General features: G+C 60.1%; 11 protein-coding genes. 8 read left to right on the forward strand and 3 right to left on the reverse strand.

Annotated features, from left to right (window positions below; all coding sequences use genetic code 11):
- Positions 1-8 precede the first annotated feature (8 nt).
- Positions 9-1,979: a putative bifunctional diguanylate cyclase/phosphodiesterase gene (locus tag HYPDE_RS10000; protein WP_015598321.1), complete on the reverse strand. Its 1,971-nt coding sequence runs from the start codon at positions 1,977-1,979 to the stop codon at positions 9-11.
- 461 nt (positions 1,980-2,440) lie between these two features.
- On the opposite strand from HYPDE_RS10000, the gene HYPDE_RS10005 reads away from it, so the two are divergent.
- The 4 genes from HYPDE_RS10005 to HYPDE_RS10020 all read left to right on the forward strand — a co-directional run bounded on the left by HYPDE_RS10005 (position 2,441) and on the right by HYPDE_RS10020 (position 10,925).
- Positions 2,441-3,805, forward strand: coding sequence for an efflux RND transporter periplasmic adaptor subunit (locus HYPDE_RS10005; RefSeq protein WP_015598322.1), 1,365 nt, complete (start codon positions 2,441-2,443; stop codon positions 3,803-3,805).
- Entirely contained in the window at positions 3,802-6,969 is a 3,168-nt protein-coding gene (locus HYPDE_RS10010; RefSeq protein ID WP_015598323.1) for an efflux RND transporter permease subunit, read from the forward strand. Before HYPDE_RS10005 ends, HYPDE_RS10010 begins: the two co-directional genes overlap by 4 nt.
- Positions 6,970-6,973: 4 nt before the next feature.
- The gene (locus HYPDE_RS10015) at positions 6,974-10,081 is read left to right on the forward strand and encodes an efflux RND transporter permease subunit (RefSeq protein ID WP_041321106.1); all 3,108 of its coding nucleotides are present in this window, start codon (positions 6,974-6,976) and stop codon (positions 10,079-10,081) included.
- A gap of 205 nt (positions 10,082-10,286) precedes the next feature.
- Complete coding sequence (locus HYPDE_RS10020) at positions 10,287-10,925, forward strand: DedA family protein (protein ID WP_041321107.1); 639 nt, start codon at positions 10,287-10,289, stop codon at positions 10,923-10,925.
- A gap of 43 nt (positions 10,926-10,968) precedes the next feature.
- Here HYPDE_RS10020 and HYPDE_RS10025 read toward each other — a convergent pair whose 3' ends face one another.
- Positions 10,969-11,220, reverse strand: coding sequence for a hypothetical protein (locus tag HYPDE_RS10025; RefSeq protein WP_244437593.1), 252 nt, complete (start codon positions 11,218-11,220; stop codon positions 10,969-10,971).
- Between the two features lie 167 nt (positions 11,221-11,387).
- Between HYPDE_RS10025 and HYPDE_RS10030 the strand changes: the two genes are divergently transcribed.
- Positions 11,388-11,888, forward strand: coding sequence for a DUF2165 family protein (locus tag HYPDE_RS10030; protein ID WP_015598327.1), 501 nt, complete (start codon positions 11,388-11,390; stop codon positions 11,886-11,888).
- 59 nt (positions 11,889-11,947) lie between these two features.
- On the opposite strand, the gene HYPDE_RS10035 is transcribed toward HYPDE_RS10030, so the two are convergent.
- Entirely contained in the window at positions 11,948-12,208 is a 261-nt protein-coding gene (locus HYPDE_RS10035) for a hypothetical protein (RefSeq protein ID WP_015598328.1), read from the reverse strand.
- Between the two features lie 573 nt (positions 12,209-12,781).
- Here HYPDE_RS10035 and HYPDE_RS10040 point away from each other — a divergent pair.
- From HYPDE_RS10040 to narH, 3 genes are read left to right on the forward strand one after another with little or no spacing between them, the layout of a single operon-like run.
- Positions 12,782-14,020, forward strand: a complete 1,239-nt coding sequence (locus HYPDE_RS10040; protein WP_244437595.1) for an MFS transporter — start codon at positions 12,782-12,784, stop codon at positions 14,018-14,020.
- 22 nt (positions 14,021-14,042) lie between these two features.
- Positions 14,043-17,801, forward strand: a complete 3,759-nt coding sequence (locus tag HYPDE_RS10045; protein WP_015598330.1) for a nitrate reductase subunit alpha — start codon at positions 14,043-14,045, stop codon at positions 17,799-17,801.
- On the forward strand, positions 17,798-19,330 hold the full coding sequence (gene narH, locus HYPDE_RS10050) for a nitrate reductase subunit beta (protein WP_015598331.1): 1,533 nt from the start codon (positions 17,798-17,800) through the stop codon (positions 19,328-19,330). Before HYPDE_RS10045 ends, narH begins: the two co-directional genes overlap by 4 nt.
- Positions 19,331-19,337 lie beyond the last annotated feature (7 nt).

Raw genomic sequence — 19,337 nt, forward strand, 5'->3', positions numbered from 1 at the left:
GCGATACCTCAGGCGCTTCGTGCAAGCGCCGTGGCTTCGCTCGCGAGCAGGCTGGCCGTCTCGACTGCCGACAGCGGAGCACCAAGAAGCGCCCCTTGTCCATGCGATACGTTCAGCGCGAGCAAGTGTTGACGCTGCTCGTCCGTTTCAATCCCTTCGGCGACCACGGTGCAATTGAGCCGGTTAGCGAGTTCGGCGATCGAGCGTACGATCAGTTCGCTTTGCGCCGAGTGCCCGAGCTGGCTCACGAACAGCCTGTCGATCTTGATCCGGTTGAACGGGAATTTGACGAGGTAGCCGAGCGATGAGTAGCCCGTTCCGAAATCGTCGAGCGCTATCGATACGCCGATATCCTTCAGGCGCCGGAGAGATTCGATGGTCTCGTGATCGGCATGCATCAGACTTGCCTCCGTGACCTCGATTTCGAGTTCAAGGCGAGGTGCCGGAAAGCCTGTCGCCTTCAACGCCTTCTCGACAGATGCCGCAATGTTTCCGAATCCGACTCGCAGCGATGACATATTGATGCCGACGGGAACGTCGGACGGCCATTGGGCCGCTTGCCGGCATGCTTCCATGATGACCCAATTGCCGATGTCTTCCGCGATACCGATATCGATCGCGGTTGCAAGAAATTGGGCGGGCGTGAGCAATCCGCGAAGAGGATGCCGCCAGCGAACCTGGCACTCGAAACTCGTAATCATGTTCGTTTCGAGATTGCGGATCGGCTGATAGTAAAGCTCAAAGCCGTCGTTCAGGAGGGCGGCTCTAAGCCCAAGCTCAAGAACGCGGTGTTCTTCGGCCGATCGCTGCATATCAGCTTCGAAGATGCAGTACATGCCACGGCCTGCCCCCTTCGCGGCAAACATGGCAAGATCGGCTTGCTTCAGCAGCTGTTCGCCGCCGACACCGCTTTCGGACGCAAGCGCTACGCCGACACATGCGCCGATCTGCACTTTCTGACCTTCGAGGCTGTAGGGCTCGGAAAGCGACATTACGAGACGTTCTGCAAGCGAACTGGCGAAAGCTCGCTCGCAAATATTCTGCGCGACGATTACAAATTCATCGCCGCCGAGGCGGGCGACGAGATCTTCTTGACGCACCAAGTTTCCGATGCGCACCGCGACTGCTTTCAGAAGCGCATCGCCGACGCCATGGCCGAGCGCATCATTGACGGATTTGAAGCGATCGAGATCGATGTAGAATATGCTGTAGGCCATTGTGGCTGATGAGCGGCTATTCAACGCATTCAACCGAGCCATGAAGGCGCGGCGATTGGCGATCCCCGTCAAGCCATCCGTCATCGCGACACGTTCGGTTTTTTCGCGCGCCTCACTCAGGGCTGCGATCGTCTCCTCCAACCGGGCGACGGCCTCGAGTCGCTCAAGGAATAAGCGGCCCGTCGTTGCAATGAGACCGTAGAGGAACACAAGAAAGCTCAAGGCGAGCGCGCCGAGAACCACGTATTGATGGCCGAGGACGAAAATACACTTCAACGCCAGGGGCAAAAGGATGGTCGTGGCATAGATCACGGCAACGGCGGGTATCGGCGCCAGCAGAATGCTGCCGCTCGCCGCCATGCCCACGGCCAGCGCCATCAGGATCAGTTCGCTGTCGCCGTGAAGCACCCCGGCCCAGCGCGACGCCATGATCGCCCAGGGCAAGCCCAGGAGGAGCCCGAATAGCAAAGCGCATTTCGCGTCACGCAGCGGCGATTCCGGACCGGGCGCTGGAGATTGTCGCTTCAAGAAGCCGCGGCGGATGGAACGAATGCCAACGAACGAGCATATGGCGAGCGACATGGCTGCCCAGGCGGCAAGCTCGGCGCCGGGCACGAGGCCGTGAAAGGCAATGACAGCGATCACTACATTTACGGCATAGCCAGCCATCGCCGCGGGGGTAGCACGAGCTAGGCTCGCCAATTGGTCGAGGTGCACGCGGGTCAAGCCCGGCTGCTGAATGGCATGAAGTACGCTGAGCATCCGGCCTCGGCAGATTGGACAGAAAGTGCCATCTTAGGGTGCCGGGCTTAACGATTTGACACATGGAGCATTGAGACGTCGGCTTTCTACGAGGCAGCATTCCTTCCGGAGGCTCAAATAGTTAGCGGAGATAACGGAAATTCCCCCACCTCGACCTTGGCACCGGGCGGGCGGGCGTTTACCGAGGCGACGCGCCTTAAGGTTGCATCACCAATGCCTTCTATTTGCCGTTTGGCGAACGAACTGGGGCTATATTACCCACGGAAGCACCCGGCTTCGGTGGCAAGATCGTCGCGTAGATGGCTAAGGCAACGGCGTCTGCACCGGTTGCGCAACGGATTTACTTTGAAACCGCGTTTTCTGGTTCAGGGTCCGGCGACGCCCAAGCGTTTGCCCCTCGCCCCAATAGGATATGAGGGCGTCTCGTATCGGCAGGCCGATCAATCTGGAAACGAGCAAGAATGAGACTGCTGCGGTCAATCTTTACGCTTCTTGTCATCGGCGCGATCGGCGGCGGCGTCTACTACGTGATGCAGAACGGCACGCCAGGGGGCACCGCTAAATCACGCTTGGCTCGAAACGGCGGAGGTGCAGGGCCCGTCGCCGTCATCGCCAAGAGCGCCGAGACCGCAGATGTGCCCGTCTACCTCGAAGGCGTCGGCTCTGTGCGGGCGCTGAACATGGCGACGGTCCGGGCACAGGTCGACGGCATTCTGCTCAGCGTCAACTTCAAGGAAGGCCAGGACGTCAAGCGCGGCGATGTGCTCGCCAAGATTGATCCGGTCACCTATCAGGCCCAGCTCGACCAGGCCGTCGCGAAGAAGGCGCTCGATGAAGCGTTGCTCGCCAACACGAAACGGGATCTGGAGCGCTACCAGAAAGTTGGCACTCTTGCCGTCTCGCAACAGCAGATCGACACGCAGAAGGCCTTGGCGCAGCAGCAAGAGGCGCAGATCAAATCCGATAGCGCCGCGATCGAGAACGCCACGGCGATCCTCGGCTATACGACGATCGTGGCGCCGTTCGATGGACGCACCGGCATCCGGCTGGTCGATGAAGGCAACCTTGTCCACGCCGGAGACGCGGGCGGCATTGTCGTCATCACCCAGATTCAACCGATCTCCGTTGTCTTCACATTGCCGCAACAAGACCTTCCGGCACTGACCAAGGCCGACGCATCGGGCAAGCTTACGGCTCAGGCGCTCTCAACCGACAGTCAGACCGAACTCGATTCGGGCCTGCTCGAAGTGATCGACAACCAGGTCGACCAGCAGACCGGCACGATCCGTCTCAAGGCGAACTTCCCGAACGATAGGCGTCAGCTTTGGCCCGGGCAATTCGTGAACGTCCGCGTCCTCGTTGATACGCTTAAGAATGTCGTCGTAGCGCCGACAGAGGCTATCCAACGCGGCCCCGACGGCGACTATGTCTATGTCGTCCAGCCCGACAAAACCGTCTCGATGCGGCCGGTCAAGATTTCCCGCCAGGATGAAAAGCAGGCTGTCATCGCGGAGGGCGTCAAGCCTGGCGATACGCTCGTGGTCAGCGGTTTCAGCCGCCTCAAGGACGGAACCAGCGTCTCCGTCAGCGACGGTAAGATACCGCCAGCCGACACCGATGGAGCCGCAAAGCAGCAGCGTCGCCAAGGCGGAAAAGCCGCACACGTCGCCAACGAGGGCCAGCAGTCATCGGCCTCCGCGGCCGGTGTGCCGTTCGTCACAGGTTCAAACAACGATCCGACGCGGACGGTGGACAATACCAAACCCGATACACGACAGGACAGGCGGCATCATAGATCCACCAAGGATAACGGCACATCGCCATGAGCGTTTCGCGGCCCTTTATCGAGCGGCCCATCGCGACATCGCTGTTGGCGCTGGCGACAATCCTCGGCGGTATCCTCGGCTACCTTTCGCTGCCGATCTCATCGCTTCCGCAGGTCGATTTTCCAACGGTCGAGGTCACCACCGAACTTCCGGGCGCGAGCCCGGAGACGATGTCCACTCTCGTCACCGCATCGCTTGAGCGTCAGTTCGGCCAGATCCAATCGCTGTCGACAATGTCGTCGACGAGTTCGTTCGGATTGAGCCGCATTACGCTGCAGTTCAATCTTGATCGCGACATTGACGCGGCGGCGCAGGACGTGCAGGCCGCGATCAATGCCGCTGGCTCGACGCTGCCGAAGAATCTGCCCTATCCGCCTGTCTATTCGAAGGTGAACCCAGCCGATGCGCCGATCGTCACGCTTGCGCTGACATCCAATACGCTGTCGCTCAGATCGCTCTCCGACCTCGCCGATACGTTGCTGGCCCAGCGCTTGAGCTCGGTGTCGGGCGTGGGCCATGTCTCGATTGAAGGCGGCATCAAACCGGCGGTTCGCGTCGAAGCGGACGTGCGGCGGCTGGCGAGCTATGGCCTCAGCATGGCCGATCTCAGTGCCGCGATCAGCGCCGCCAACGTCGCCGGACCGAAAGGCTCGCTCGATGGCGACAAGCAGTCCTTCACCATCGCGGCGAACGATCAGATCGCGGATGCCAAGGCCTATAATGACATCATCGTTGCCTATCGCAACAATGCGCCAGTGCGCGTGAAAGACGTCGCGAAGGTCAGCGACGGCCTGGAAAATACGCGCGTCGGTGGCTGGTACCAGGGCAAACCCGCCGTCATTGTCGATATCCAGCGGCAACCGGGCGCCAACGTCATCGAAACGGTTTCTCGCATCAAGAACGAGCTGCCGCGCGTCGAGCGCAGCATGCCTGCCGGCGTCAATTTTCAAATCGTCAGCGATCGCACCGGCACGATCCGCGCATCCGTCCACGACGTCCAGTTCACGCTCGTTTTAAGTGTCGGGCTTGTCGTGATGGTCGTGCTGCTATTTCTGCGTTCGCTCCGGGCCACGATTATTGCCGGTGTCGCGCTTCCCGTATCTCTCATCGCCACGTTCGGCGTCATGTACTTCTGCGGTTTCAGCGTCGACAACCTATCGCTGATGGCTTTGACGATCGGAACCGGCTTCGTCGTCGACGACGCGATCGTGATGATCGAGAACGTCGTGCGCCATCTCGAAAAAGGCGAGAAGCCGATGAAGGCCGCGCTCGATGGCGCGCGCGAAATCGGCTTCACGGTCATCTCCCTGACGCTATCGCTGATCGCGGTGTTCATTCCGCTGTTGTTCATGACGGGACTCGTCGGACGCATGTTCCGCGAGTTTGCGCTGACGCTTACGATCGCGGTGGTCGTCTCAGCGGTCGTATCGCTGACGCTGACGCCGATGATGTGCTCGCGGCTTCTCAAGGGCGGCAGTCATGACGAAGGCGGTACCCGGCTCGGCCACCTGTTCGCCGGCTTCATGGATCGCGTGATCCAAGGCTACAAGCGCTCGCTGGAATTCGTGCTGCGTCATCAGACGGCAACGCTTTTCGTGGCGTTGCTGACGGTCGTCATCACGATCTGGCTCTACGTCATCATGCCGAAGGGCTTCCTTCCGGACCAGGACACCGGCGCGATTACGGCCGTTGTCGAGGGCGGACCGCAAATTTCGTTTACGGAAATGTCACGGTTGCAAAACGACGTTGCCAAGATTGTTGCCCACGACCCGGATGTGTCGGGCGTCGCCTCGATCGTCGGCATCGGACAGCTCAACGCGACGCAGAATGTCGGCAATCTCAAGATTCTCCTGAAGCTGCGCAGCGAACGCCAATCCAATGTCACGCAGGTAATCCAGCGCCTCAAGCATGAGGTGCGTTCCGTCGCCGGCACGACTGTTCATTTCCAACCCGTGCAGGACGTGCAGATTTCCACTCAGAGCAGCCGCGCGCGCTATCAGTATACGCTTGTGAGCACGGATGCCGCCGAGGTCTCGGAATGGTCGAAGCGGCTGGCGGAGGCGCTCAAGACGTCACCTTATTTGCGCGACGTGTCGTCAGAAGAGGTCGACGGCGGCCTGATTGCTAAAATCACGGTCGATCGCGTTCTCGCCGGCCGGTTCGGCGTTACGATGGCGGCTATCAACGACGCCTTGAGCAATGCCTTCGGGCAGCGCCAAGTCTCGACCATCTACGAACAGGCGAACCAGTATCGCGTGGTGCTCGAGGCGGCGCCCGAATATCGCAGCGACCCGTCGCGACTGAACCGTCTGTATGTTCCCTCGAGAACGACCGGAACGCAGGTTCTGCTGACCTCGGTTGCCTCGATGACCTACGAGACCGCGCCGCTCGCCATCAGTCACCAGGACCAATTCCCCGCGACCACGCTCAGCTTCAATCTTGGTCCGAACGCTTCCCTCAGCGACGCCTTACGGGCCATCGATACCGCCAAGAAGGAGATCAACCTTCCGGCGACCGTCAATGGCACGTTTTACGGCGACGCCGCGGAATTTTCGAAATCTCTGCAGGGCCAGCCCTGGCTCATTCTCGCGGCGATCGTCACGATCTACATCGTGCTCGGCGTACTCTACGAGAGCCTGATCCATCCGTTCACGATTTTGACGACGCTACCGTCGGCGGGCATCGGTGCGGCGCTGGCACTCGAGCTGACGGGGAACGACCTGTCGTTTGTTGCGCTGATCGGCATCATTCTCTTGATGGGTATCGTCAAGAAGAACGCTATCATGATGATCGACTTCGCGCTTGATGCGGAACGCGCGCGCGGCCTGTCTCCCGAAGCGTCGATCATGGAAGCCGCGCTTTTGCGTTTCCGTCCGATCATGATGACGACACTTGCCGCGCTTCTCGGTGCACTACCCTTGGCAGTCGAAAGCGGCACGGGCTCGGAGCTCAGGAACCCGCTCGGCATCACGATCGTCGGCGGGCTTCTGTTGAGCCAGCTTCTCACCCTCTACACGACACCCGTCATCTACCTGACGATGGAGCGGCTCCGCGCGCGCCTCACAGGCAAACGGGCCGACCGGATACCGCAACCTGCTCCGGCGGCCGACAATGCCGACGCTGAGCAAGAGCCGCGCCGTGGCTTCGAAGAAGCGGCCGAGTAATGCCATGAACGTCTCGCGCATCTTTATCGAACGGCCGATCGGGACAGCGCTTCTCGCTGTCGGCGTCTTCCTCGCGGGCGCCATGGCATACGTCTTTCTGCCGGTCGCCAGCATGCCGTCGATGGAATTCCCAACGATCCGGGTCAACGTCACGCGACCCGGCGCCGATCCCGCGACGATGGCCGCGAGCGTCGCGGCGCCGCTCGAGCGACGGCTGGGTGAAATTGCCGGCGTCACCGAAATGACATCGAGGAGCTCGCTCGGCACGACCGCCATCACGATGCAGTTCGAACTATCCCGCAGCGCGGACGGCGCGGGCCGCGACGTGCAGGCGGCGCTGAACGCCGCGACCGCCGATCTTCCGGGCGACCTGCCACAAGTGCCGACATTCAGGAAATACAATCCGTCGGGCGCACCGATCCTGATCCTGGCGCTGACGTCCGACACGATGCCGACGAGCGGCATCTATGACACCGCCGATACCATCATCGGCCAGCGCATTTCACAGGTCGACGGGGTGGCGGATGTTTCGGTCAGCGGCGCCGATCAGCCGGCGACTCGCATCCAGGTCGATCCGGCATTGACGGCCGCGATGGGCGTCAGCTTCGAACAGGTCCGCCAAGCCGTCGAAGCGGCGAACGATCTTTCTCCCATCGGCTCGATCGACGGCGGTTCGCAAAGCATCATCCTCGCGAGCAATCCGCAGATTCTCGATCCGGACGAATATAAAAACATTGTCGTCAAGAATAAGCCGAACGGCGATGTCGTGCGTGTGGGCGATGTGGCCAAAGTCATGCTTGCTACGCGCAACCGGCTGTCTTCCGCACGATTCAATAACAAGCCCGCCGTTCTCCTGATCATCACCAAGACGCCGGAAGCCAACGTCATCGACACGGTCGATCGTGTCAAAGCTTTGTTGCCTCAGCTCAAGCAATGGATTCCGGCAGGTGTCAATATTTCGGTCTTATCGGATCGCACCGGAACTATTCGCGCGTCCGTGCACGATATGCAGCTGACGCTCGGCATTACGATCCTGCTCGTGATGTCTGTCGTCTTTGTTTTTCTGAGGCGCTCGACGCCGACGATTGCGGCAGGCATTACCGTACCGCTGTCGCTTGCCGGCACGTGCGCTGCGATGTGGGCAGCCGGATATTCGATCAACAATCTGACACTGATGGCGTTCGCAGTCGCAGTCGGCTTCGTCGTCGACGACGCCATCGTCATGATCGAAAACGTCTATCGTAACATGGAGCGCGGAATGACGCCGATGCAGGCCGCGCTCGAAGGGGCGCGCCAGATCGGCTTCACGGTCATCTCGATTTCGGTATCTCTGATTGCGGCGTTCATTCCGGTGCTGTTCATGACGGGTATCGCCGGGCGGTTGCTGCATGAGTTCGCGATGACGCTGACGTTTTCGATCGTCATTTCGGCTATCGTGTCATTGACGGCCACGCCGATGATCTGCGCGCATTTCATCAAAAGCGGCGCGGAGCACCGTAAATATCTCGCCGACCGGCTGTTTGAAGGCGCCCTTGGGCTGATCGTCCGCACCTATGCGTTCACGCTCAGGATTGCGCTCCGCCATCAGGCGATCATGCTGACCGTGTTCGTCGCGACCATCGCGCTGACGATCCATTTCTATCAGGTTCTGCCCAAGGGCTATCTGCCCGATGACGACACGGGTCTCATCATCGGCGCGACCGAAGCCAATGCCGACACCTCCTTCGAGAACATGAGCAAGCTCCAGGATCGTGCGTTGAAAATCGTTCTCGCCGATCCGGCGGTCCAGAGCGTCGGCTCATCGATGGGCAGCAGCGGATTCAACCCCACGCTCAATCAGGGCCGCATGTACATCGGCCTCAAACCTCTCGCCGAACGTGACAATGTCTCGACGGCCGAGGTGATCGACCGGCTCCGCAAGCCACTCGGCAAGATTGTCGGATTGGCGACGCGCCTGATGCCGTCACGAGATATCCGTACCGGCGCACGCCAAGGAAAAGCCGACTATCAGTACACGCTTTGGTCCTATGACGATAAGCTTTACGATTGGGTCGCCAAAGCAGTCGCAGCCGTGCGCACGGTGCCGGGCGTCGTCGACGTCAGCTCCGATCGCGAACAAGGTGGCCTTCAGCTCAATGCCGTCATTAATCGCGACACGGCCTCGAAGCTCGACGTCTCGATCGCCGACATCGATACGGCGCTCGCAAACGCCTTCTCGCAGCGCCAGTTTTCGACGATCTACGGCGACCGCAACCAGTATAAGGTCATCATCGAGGTCGATCCAAAGCTCCAACGCGATCCGCGCGACCTCGACCGCATCTACGTGCCGAGCGCCAACGGCACCCTCGTTCCGCTTTCAAGTCTCGTGAAGCTCGAACGGGATATCGCGCCGCTCGTCATCAATCACCAAGGCCCGTTCCCGTCCGTTACGATCAACTACAGCCTACGGCCCGGCGTCAGCATGGACACGAGCCTGCGCGGTATCGAGAAAGCTCTTGGCGAATTGCACATGCCCGAGACGATCCGGGGCGAGCCTGCGGGTGACGCCAAGGCTTTCGCGGAGCAGGCCCGCATGCAAACCCTGCTGATCGTCGCCGCCCTCGTCGCCATCTACATCGTGCTCGGCGTGCTCTACGAAAGCCTTGCGCATCCGCTGACCATCATTTCCACTCTGCCATCAGCAGGGCTTGGCGCTCTGCTCGCGCTGCAGACGGCAAACATGGATCTCTCGGTGATCGCCCTGATCGGCGTCATCTTGCTCATCGGCATCGTCAAGAAAAACGGCATCATGCTCGTCGATTTCGCGCTCAGCGCTGAGCGCGAACGTGGATTGTCGTCGCAGGAGTCGATCTATGAAGCCTGCCTGCAACGCTTCAGGCCGATCCTGATGACGACGCTCGCCGCGCTGCTCGGCGCGGTTCCGCTGGCCGTCGCCATCGGCCCAGGTTCCGATATCCGCCGTCCTCTCGGCATCACGATCATCGGCGGTCTTGTCGTATCGCAGGCGCTGACGCTCTACACGACGCCGGTCATCTATCTGTTGCTCGAAAAGCTGAAGATCAGGGTGTCCCGCTGGCGTGGGAAGGACAGCAGCTCGCCCGTTTCGGCCTGAGCCGGCCGTGGATGAGGCCGGTCGTCATTGTCGTTCTCGGCCGCGCTTAGCGTACCGCACCGAATTTGCGTCGATCGAAAAAGGCGAGTGGCTCGCGGCGTAAAATTACTTTGCAATGGCCCTCGCGGAGCGCAAAAATTTCCGCGGTGGTGGGCTGGATGCGTCCTGGATATCCGCCGTGGCGTTGTTCTCGCCAAGGAGCCGCATGTCCCTTTTTTCGCACCACGACCTTCATCAGTTCATTGCCGACTACGGCTATTGGGCGATCGCGCTGTTCGTCGGCCTCGAAAGCATGGGCATTCCGTTGCCCGGCGAGACGATCCTGATCATTGGGGCGGGCTACGCCGGTAGCCATGGCGGCAGCCTGGCATTAGTGACCTTGAGCGCCGCGCTCGGCGCCATCATCGGCGACAACCTGGGCTATGTCGTCAGCCGCCAGCTCGGCACGAGATTTCTGCAGCGTTACGGATCGAAAATCGGCGTGACTCCGGCGCGCATCAAGCTCGGCCAGTATCTTTTCATGCGCTACGGCGGCAAGGTTGTCTTCGTCGGCCGTTTCATTGCGGTGCTGCGTTTCCTGGCAGCCTTTCTTGCTGGCACCAACCGCATGCTATGGCCCCGGTTCCTCGTTGCGAATGCCGCAGGCGCCATCGTCTGGGCGACGGTGGTTGCCGTTGCCGCCTATTCGCTTGGCCGAGGAATTCATGCGATACGAGGGCCGGTCGGATTGATCACTTTTGCCCTTGCCGTTGCGGCGCTTGTCGCAATCTTTCTTTATCTGCGCCGGAACGAAGCTGCGATGCAGGCAGCGGCAGAGAAAGCCCTGCCCGGTCCTGTTGTCTGAGTGCTTAAATCTTGGATTTCGTTCGTCCTCACTGCTGGCAGCGTCAGCGGACGAGGTTCGGGTTTCTCACCGTCGGATTGCGGAAGAACGGATTATAGTCCTTCTTGATGGGCTTGGGGTACATCGACGTCGTCGACGTTGTCGTCGGCACACCCGGGCCTTGCGGCGCGCTTAGGCTCGGCGGGTTTCTGATAATTGTCGGATTGGGAGGCGCGACGGGACGGCGCCGCACCGTCTGGGCATGCGCCGAAAGCGCGAAGGCCAGTATCGCCGCAATGGCAAGAATCGCTTTCATCACCCCCCGGCCCCCAAAAAGAATCGCGGCTTCCCCTGCCAACGCTAGCAGCGGATATATAGTCTTGAAATCCGTTACCGCCAAATCCGGCGCTTCATCAACACAAACCGGCGGGCCGCATCACTTCCGTCGGTAAAATTGCCTATTTGCATGTCGGGAGCCAATCGATGCCGATCACGCGCCTCACCAAGGTGGTTATGTGTTTTGCCCTCGGGCTCTTCTGTTTGCTGGTCGCGTTCGACAACGTCTTCGACTACGGAACGAACTATACGTTCGTACAGCATGTGCTCAGCATGGACACCACCTTCCCGGAGAACGGTCTCAAATATCGCGCGATCACGAACCCGCTTGCGTGGCAGGCGGCTTATGCCGCTATCATCGCGGCTGAAGGTTTTGCGGGTCTTCTGTTCGTGGCAGGCGGCATCAGGCTTTTACGCTGGCGAAATGCTTCAGCCGCCGACTTCAATCGCGAAAAAGGCTACGCAGTCGCGGGCGGCGCGCTTGCCTTTCTGATCTGGTTCTTCGGATTCACGGTCGTTGGCGGCGAATGGTTCGCCATGTGGGAATCGAAAGTCTGGAATGGACAGGAAGCGGCGTTCCGCTTCTACATAACCGCGCTCGCCGTTTTGATCTTTCTCAATCAGCCCGATAGCGAAATTCCAGACTGATCCTCCGTTGGAACTCGGTGCCATGCAGCTATCAGGCTCGGCGCCTCCGCCGTCGCCCATCAAGGCGACGATGACGTTTCGGATGTTTCCGACGTTCCAGACTTCTCAATGCCTGCATCCGGTGCGAGGCTTGGCACGACGCCGTCCTCCGCTTCGGTTTGCGTCACCGTCCCATACTTTTCAGAGTGGCTCGGCTGGTTGCCGAAGTCATAACCCATTGCCAACAGTGCCAGAATAGCCGCGGCTGCCGCAGCCAGCGGCAGGCGCCGCCATTCGTTATTGGGGCCTGTAATCCGCGGGTCGCCATCACGCATCATCATTGGATGCCCTCCACGAACATTGATTCCGATTAACGGAACAACGGGAGGTTTGGTTCCATCACGGCCTGACGGCGAGAACGTCTACGGCTCGATTCATCTTCGAGCCCAACCTCATCCGACGGCGTCTCCACTTTAAGTTAGCGACTGCTGCGAAGCGTCGCGCCCCCCCATTTCCTTGCGAGCCGGAGCTCCGCAGCAAGCGCCGATTTCGACTCACATCTCGACGATGACGCGTGCATGCCAGGCGATGCCGAATGCGTTCTCGCTTCCCTTCCCATTCGTTCGATTGCGCTTGATTTCATGTTGATAGCGGCATGTTTTCAATCGAGGAGCTGCGCGACTTCTATGACGCATCCATCGTGCTGAAAAAATGCGCATGACCTAGCTTTCTGCAAGCGCAGGCCTATACTTTCTCATACCCCCGCAAACGTTTTCCTAGTAATTTCATCAAGCCGTCTTTTGTCTAAGATCAAGACCAAATATAACGTATCACGATAGATCGAAAACGATAGCGCGAGTGAGCCAATCGATTGGTGATCGTCAATGCAAGTGTCCAGTTCTCGACGCATCTCGGTGTTGTTCGTTACTACATGGGCCTTCACGGCATGTTTCGCAGTCTGGATGATGTTCGGGGTGACGGGCATCCCTATCCGCACGCAACTCGGCCTTGATTCGACCGAGTTCGGCATTCTCACGGCGACGCCGGTTCTCTCCGGCGCAATTTTCCGGCTGCCGCTCGGCATCTGGACCGATCGCTTGGGCGGACGGCGTATTATGTTCGCTCTGCTGATTGGCTGCGCCGTTCCGGTTTGGATTTCGGCCTATGCGACGACACTCTGGCAATTCCTGCTTCTAGGGCTTGCACTCGGGCTCGTAGGCGCCGCGTTCTCGGTTGGAACGCCTTACGTCGCGCGTTTTTTCTCGAAAGAACAGCGCGGCTTCGCAATGGGCTTCTTTGGCGCCGGCACGATCGGGGCCGCGCTCAACATGTTCGTCGCCCCCTCCCTCATCACTGCTTATGGCTGGCAGATGGTGCCAAAGGTCTACGCGGTGGTCTTGATTGTCACAGCTGTGATATTCTGGATATTTTCCGCGCCGGACCCGGCCCGCACTGCAGCGGCGCCTTCCATGGTGAAGCAACTGAGCGTTCTCCGCGACCCGCGCGTCTGGAAATACTGCCAATACTACTCGATCGTGTTTGGGGGGTTCACGGCACTGTCGGTCTGGATGCCGCAGTATTTCAAGTCCGAATATGAGCTTTCGATTGCGCAAGCCGCGCTGCTCGCCGCCTGCTTCGCGCTCCCTGCCGGCGTATTCCGGGCGCTCGGCGGCTGGCTGTCGGATCGCTTCGGAGCCCATGCCGTGACCTGGTGGGTTTTGTGGGTAGCGTGGGTCTGCCTGTTCATCCTCTCCTATCCGAGGACTGACCTGATCGTACACACGATCCACGGCCCGGCAGGATTCTCGATCGCGCTGCCGAGTTGGCTGTTCACTGCACTGCTCTTCATCCTCGGCGTGGCTTTCGCCCTTGGCATGGCGTCGACCTTCAAATACATCGGCGACGACTTTCCGGACAACATGGGCGCAGTCTCGGGCATTGTCGGCATGGTCGGTGGCCTCGGCGGTTTTCTCTTGCCCATCATGTTCGGCGCCATCCTCGACCGGCTCGGTGTCAATTCCAGCTGTTTCATGCTGCTTTACGGCATCGTCTGGGTGTCGCTGATCCTCAATTATCTGACCGAAGTCCGGCGTACCCCCGTGATGGGCGAGACAATGGGAATTGAATTGCTCACCCCGGAAATGCCGCGATAGAATTAGGAAAAGGAGTGGCTACATGAGCCATTTTCTAGAACGCCTCACCTATCTCTCCCGTCGCCGCGAACCTTTCGCGGATGGTCATGGAGAACTTCGCGACGAAGACCGCATGTGGGAGGAAGGCTACCGGCAGCGCTGGCAACACGACAAGATTGTGCGCTCCACCCACGGCGTCAACTGCACCGGCTCGTGCTCGTGGAAGATCTACGTCAAGAGCGGCGTCGTCACCTGGGAGACGCAGCAAACCGACTATCCGCGCACTCGTCCCGGTATGCCCAACCATGAGCCGCGCGGCTGCCCGCGAGGCGCCTCCTACAGCTGGTATCTCTATAGCGCCAGCCGCCTCAAGTATCCGATGGTGCGTGGCCGCCTCGCAAAGGCTTGGCGCGAGGCACGCAGGACGCTCCCACCCGTCCAAGCTTGGGCATCGATCGTCGGCAACGAAAAGATCGCAAAATCCTACAAGGAAATGCGCGGGCGCGGCGGCTTCGTGCGTTCGACCTGGGAGGAAGTGGCCGAGATCATTGCGGCAGCCAACGTCCACACGATCAAGACATGGGGGCCGGACCGCGTCGTCGGCTTCTCGCCTATCCCTGCCATGTCGATGGTATCCTATGCCTCGGGCGCGCGTTATCTCAGTTTGATCGGCGGCACGCTTCTGTCGTTTTACGATTGGTATTGCGACCTGCCGCCATCGAGTCCGCAAACTTGGGGCGAGCAGACAGATGTGCCGGAATCGGCGGACTGGTACAATTCCGGCTACATCATTGCCTGGGGTTCAAACGTCCCGCAGACGCGCACGCCGGACGCACATTTCTTCGTTGAAGCGCGTTACAACGGCACCAAGGTCGTCGCGGTCACTCCGGACTATGCGGAAGTCGCCAAACTTTCCGATCTTTGGCTTCATCCGAAGCAAGGCACAGACGCCGCGCTCGCGATGGCGATGGGCCACGTCGTCCTCAAGGAATTCTTCCTCGATCGCAAGACGCCCTACTTCGAAGATTATTGCCGCCGCCTCACAGATATGCCGATGCTCGTCAAGCTCCGCAAAGACGGCGAACGCTTCGTGCCCGACCGCTATCTTCGGCAGAGCGACTTGCCGGGCGCATCGACCTCGCCGCGCGCCGACTGGAAGACCGTTGCCACAGCTGAGGAAAGCGGCGACCTGATCGTGCCGCAAGGTTCAGTAGGCTATCGCTGGCCGGCTGAAGATGAACGCGCGGGACGTTGGAATCTCGAAGAGAAGGACGGCGAGACGGGCAAGGAAGCCCGTTTGGCGCTCAGCCTCATTGACAGGCGCGATGATGTGCTGTCGGTCGCATTCCCCTATTTCGGCGGAACACTTCACGATCATTTCCCGCAGAACGATCAGGGCGGCGACGTTCTCACACGCAAAGTGCCGGTACGCCGCATCGCGTTGGCGGACGGCGAATCTTACGTTGCGACCGTGTTTGACCTTATGTGCGCCAACTACGGTCTCGACCGCGGTCTCGGCGGCGCGTGCGCCAAAAGCTTCGACGACAACGTGCCCTACACGCCCGCCTGGCAGGAGTCGATTACCGGCGTCCCTGCCGATAAGGCCATTGCTGTCGCGCGCGGCTTTGCCGAGAACGCCGAGAAGACCAAGGGCCGCTCGATGGTGATCATCGGCGCCGGCATGAATCACTGGTACCACCAGGACATGGGCTATCGCAGCATCATCAACTTCCTGATGATGTGCGGCACCGTGGGTGTGTCGGGCGGCGGCTGGGCGCATTACGTCGGCCAGGAAAAGCTGAGGCCGCAGACCGGCTGGACGATGCTCGCCTTTGCCCTCGACTGGGTGCGCCCACCGCGGCACATGAACGGCACTTCGTTTTTCTACGCGCACAGTGATCAGTGGCGTTACGAGAAGCTCAACGTCGACGAGCTGTTGTCGCCGCTTGCCGATCCGGCAGCCTATCGCGGCAGCATCATCGACCTGAATGCGCAGGCCGAGCGTATGGGCTGGTTGCCGTCGGCGCCGCAGCTTGCCGTCAATCCACTGACGCTCGCAGCCGAGGCGGAGCGCTCGGGCGTCGCCGTGAAAGATCACGTTATCGCGGGGCTCAAATCGGGTAAGATCGCGATGTCGTGCGAAGATCCCGACAACCCGACGAACTTCCCGCGCAACCTGTTCATCTGGCGCTCAAACCTGTTTGGATCCTCCGGCAAGGGCCATGAGTATTTCCTGCGCCACTTCCTCGGTACGCGTCATGGTCTGCAGGGCAAGGATCTCGGCGAGATGGGCGGGCAGAAACCCAAGGACGTGGTTTGGCGCGATCCGGTACCGGAGGGCAAGCTCGATCTTGTGGTCACACTCGACTTCCGCATGTCGACGAGCTGTCTCTATTCCGACATCGTGCTGCCGACCGCGACCTGGTACGAGAAGAACGATCTCAACACTTCCGACATGCATCCCTTCATCCATCCGCTGTCGGCGGCGGTGGATCCCGTCTGGGAATCGCGCAGCGATTGGGAAACCTACAAGACGATCGCAAAGCGCTTTTCGGAACTCGCGGCGGATCACCTCGGCGTCGAACGCGATGTCGTGCTGACGCCAATCCAGCACGACACGCCGGCGGAGATCGCTCAGCCATTCGACGTCAAGGACTGGAAGAAGGGCGAATGCGACCTCGTGCCGGGCGTCACCGCACCGCAGATTACGGTGGTCGAGCGCGACTACCCGAACACCTACCGCCGCTTCACCGCACTCGGTCCGCTTGCAGACAAGCTCGGCAACGGCGGCAAGGGCATCTCCTGGAATACCGATGTGGAGGTGAAAGGTCTCGGCGCGCTCAACTATCGGGTCAATGACGGCGGGCCGACACACGGTCGGCCGCGCATAGAAACCGACATCGACGCAGCGGAAACGATCCTCTATCTCGCGCCCGAAACCAACGGCGAAGTTGCGGTGAAGGCATGGGCCGCACTCGGCAAAGCAACGGGGCGCGACCACACCCATCTTGCTGAGACGCGCGAGGATGAAAAGATCCGCTTCCGCGATCTGCAGGCGCAACCGCGCAAGATCATCTCATCGCCTACCTGGTCCGGCATCGAGAGCGAGCATGTCAGCTACACGGCCGGCTACACCAATGTGAATGAGCTGATCCCGTGGCGCACGCTGACCGGCCGACAGCAGTTCTATCAGGATCATCAATGGTTCCGCGACTTCGGCGAGAGTTTCGCGGTTTACCGGCCGCCTATCGACACCCGCACCACCGCAGCCATGCTCGGCAAGAAGCGAAACGGCGAAAAAGAGATCGTGCTCAACTTCATTACCCCGCATCAGAAATGGGGCATCCACTCGACCTACACTGATAACCTCATCATGCTGACGCTGTCGCGCGGCGGTCCGATCGTGTGGATTTCGGAGATCGACGCAAAAGCAGCGGGCATCGTCGACAACGACTGGATCGAGCTCTTCAATCTGAATGGGGCGATCACAGCGCGCGCCGTCGTGAGCCAGCGGGTGAACGAAGGCATGTGTCTGATGTATCACGCGCAGGAAAAGATCGTAAACGTGCCCGGCTCACAGATCACCGGCCAGCGCGGCGGCATCCATAACTCGGTCACCCGTACCGTTCTGAAGCCAACGCACATGGTCGGCGGCTATGCGCAACTTTCCTATGGCTTCAATTATTACGGGACGGTCGGTTCGAACCGCGACGAGTTCGTGGTACTCCGCAAGCTTGCCAAGGTCGAATGGCTTGACCGTTCCAATCCTGTCGATCCGATTGCCGAGGAGGCCGCATCATGAAAATACGTGCGCAAATCGCGATGGTGCTGAACCTCGACAAGTGCATCGGCTGCCATACCTGCTCGATCACCTGCAAGAACGTTTGGACCTCACGGCAGGGGATGGAATACGCTTGGTTCAACAACGTCGAGACCAAACCCGGCATCGGCTATCCCAAAGACTGGGAGAACCAGAAGCGCTGGCAAGGTGGTTGGGAGCGAAAGAAGAACGGCAAGATCGCACCCAAACAGGGGGGACGCCTGTCGATCCTCTCCAAAATCTTCGCCAACCCTAACCTGCCTGAGATTGACGACTATTACGAACCCTTTACCTTCGATTACGAGCATCTTCAGAAGGCGCCCGAGCTGCCGACCTCACCCGTGGCGCGGCCGCTGTCGCTCATTACCGGCCAGCCGATGGAAAAGATCGAATGGGGACCGAACTGGGAGGAAATTCTAGGCGGCGAGTTCGACAAGCGCTCGCAGGACTACAATTTCGAGGCAGTGCAGAAGGACATTTACGGTCAGTTCGAAAATACCTTCATGATGTACCTGCCGCGGCTGTGCGAACACTGCCTCAATCCGAGCTGCGTTGCCTCCTGCCCCTCCGGTTCGATTTACAAGCGCGAGGAGGACGGCATTGTCCTTATTGATCAGGACAAGTGCCGCGGATGGCGCATGTGCGTCTCAGGCTGCCCCTACAAAAAAATCTATTACAATTGGACCTCGGGAAAGGCCGAAAAGTGCATCTTTTGCTATCCCCGCATCGAGTCTGGCCAGCCTACGGTTTGCTCGGAAACCTGCGTCGGACGCATCCGCTATCTCGGCGTGCTGCTCTACGACGCTGACGGCATCGAGCGTGCGGCTTCCGTCGGAGACGAGCAGGATCTCTATGAGGCGCAGCTTAAACTGTTCCTCGACCCCTATGATCCGGAGGTTGTGGCTAAAGCGCGCGCCGATGGCGTTCCGGACGCGTGGCTCGAGGCGGCGAAGCGGTCGCCAGCCTACAAGATGGCCGTCGACTGGAAGATTGCTTTCCCGCTGCACCCTGAGTACCGCACGCTCCCGATGGTCTGGTATGTGCCGCCGCTCTCACCGATCCAATCGCACGCCAACGCTGGTGCGATCGAGGCAAACGGCGAGATTCCGGACGTTCGATCGTTGCGCATTCCCGTCCGTTATCTCGCCAACCTGCTGACCGCCGGCGCGGAGGAGCCGATCATTGCCGCGCTCGAGCGCATGCTCGCGATGCGCGTCTATTTCCGACAGCGCCAACTCGGCGCGGGCGATGGGCAGGCGGTTCTCGATCAAGCAGGACTTTCCGTGGCTCAGGTTGAGGAGATGCACCGCTATCTCTCGATCGCCAACTACGAAGATCGCTTCGTAATCCCGACGAGCCATCGCGAGCAGGCCGAGGATGCCTATGGTCTGAAAGGCTCGTGCGGCTTCACCTTCGGCAACGGCTGCGATTTCGGACCGCCGCATTCAACGTTATTCGGTGGCAAGATGGGCCGCCGCAAGCTCACGCCCATCCGGCCGCTCGATACGTGAGGAGTTG

It is taken from the genome of Hyphomicrobium denitrificans 1NES1, from assembly GCF_000230975.2.
Classification (GTDB): domain Bacteria; phylum Pseudomonadota; class Alphaproteobacteria; order Rhizobiales; family Hyphomicrobiaceae; genus Hyphomicrobium_B; species Hyphomicrobium_B denitrificans_A.

What these genes read in the sequence shown, in the direction of transcription:
- HYPDE_RS10030 (WP_015598327.1), top strand. Translation starts at nt 11,388, where the DNA reads ATGCCGATCACGCGCCTCACCAAGGTGGTTATGTGTTTTGCCCTCGGG.
- HYPDE_RS10045 (WP_015598330.1), top strand. Translation starts at nt 14,043, where the DNA reads ATGAGCCATTTTCTAGAACGCCTCACCTATCTCTCCCGTCGCCGCGAA.
- HYPDE_RS10035 (WP_015598328.1), bottom strand. Translation starts at nt 12,208, where the DNA reads ATGATGATGCGTGATGGCGACCCGCGGATTACAGGCCCCAATAACGAA.
- HYPDE_RS10025 (WP_244437593.1), bottom strand. Translation starts at nt 11,220, where the DNA reads ATGAAAGCGATTCTTGCCATTGCGGCGATACTGGCCTTCGCGCTTTCG.
- HYPDE_RS10010 (WP_015598323.1), top strand. Translation starts at nt 3,802, where the DNA reads ATGAGCGTTTCGCGGCCCTTTATCGAGCGGCCCATCGCGACATCGCTG.
- HYPDE_RS10015 (WP_041321106.1), top strand. Translation starts at nt 6,974, where the DNA reads ATGAACGTCTCGCGCATCTTTATCGAACGGCCGATCGGGACAGCGCTT.
- HYPDE_RS10020 (WP_041321107.1), top strand. Translation starts at nt 10,287, where the DNA reads ATGTCCCTTTTTTCGCACCACGACCTTCATCAGTTCATTGCCGACTAC.
- HYPDE_RS10000 (WP_015598321.1), bottom strand. Translation starts at nt 1,979, where the DNA reads ATGCTCAGCGTACTTCATGCCATTCAGCAGCCGGGCTTGACCCGCGTG.
- HYPDE_RS10005 (WP_015598322.1), top strand. Translation starts at nt 2,441, where the DNA reads ATGAGACTGCTGCGGTCAATCTTTACGCTTCTTGTCATCGGCGCGATC.
- narH (WP_015598331.1), top strand. Translation starts at nt 17,798, where the DNA reads ATGAAAATACGTGCGCAAATCGCGATGGTGCTGAACCTCGACAAGTGC.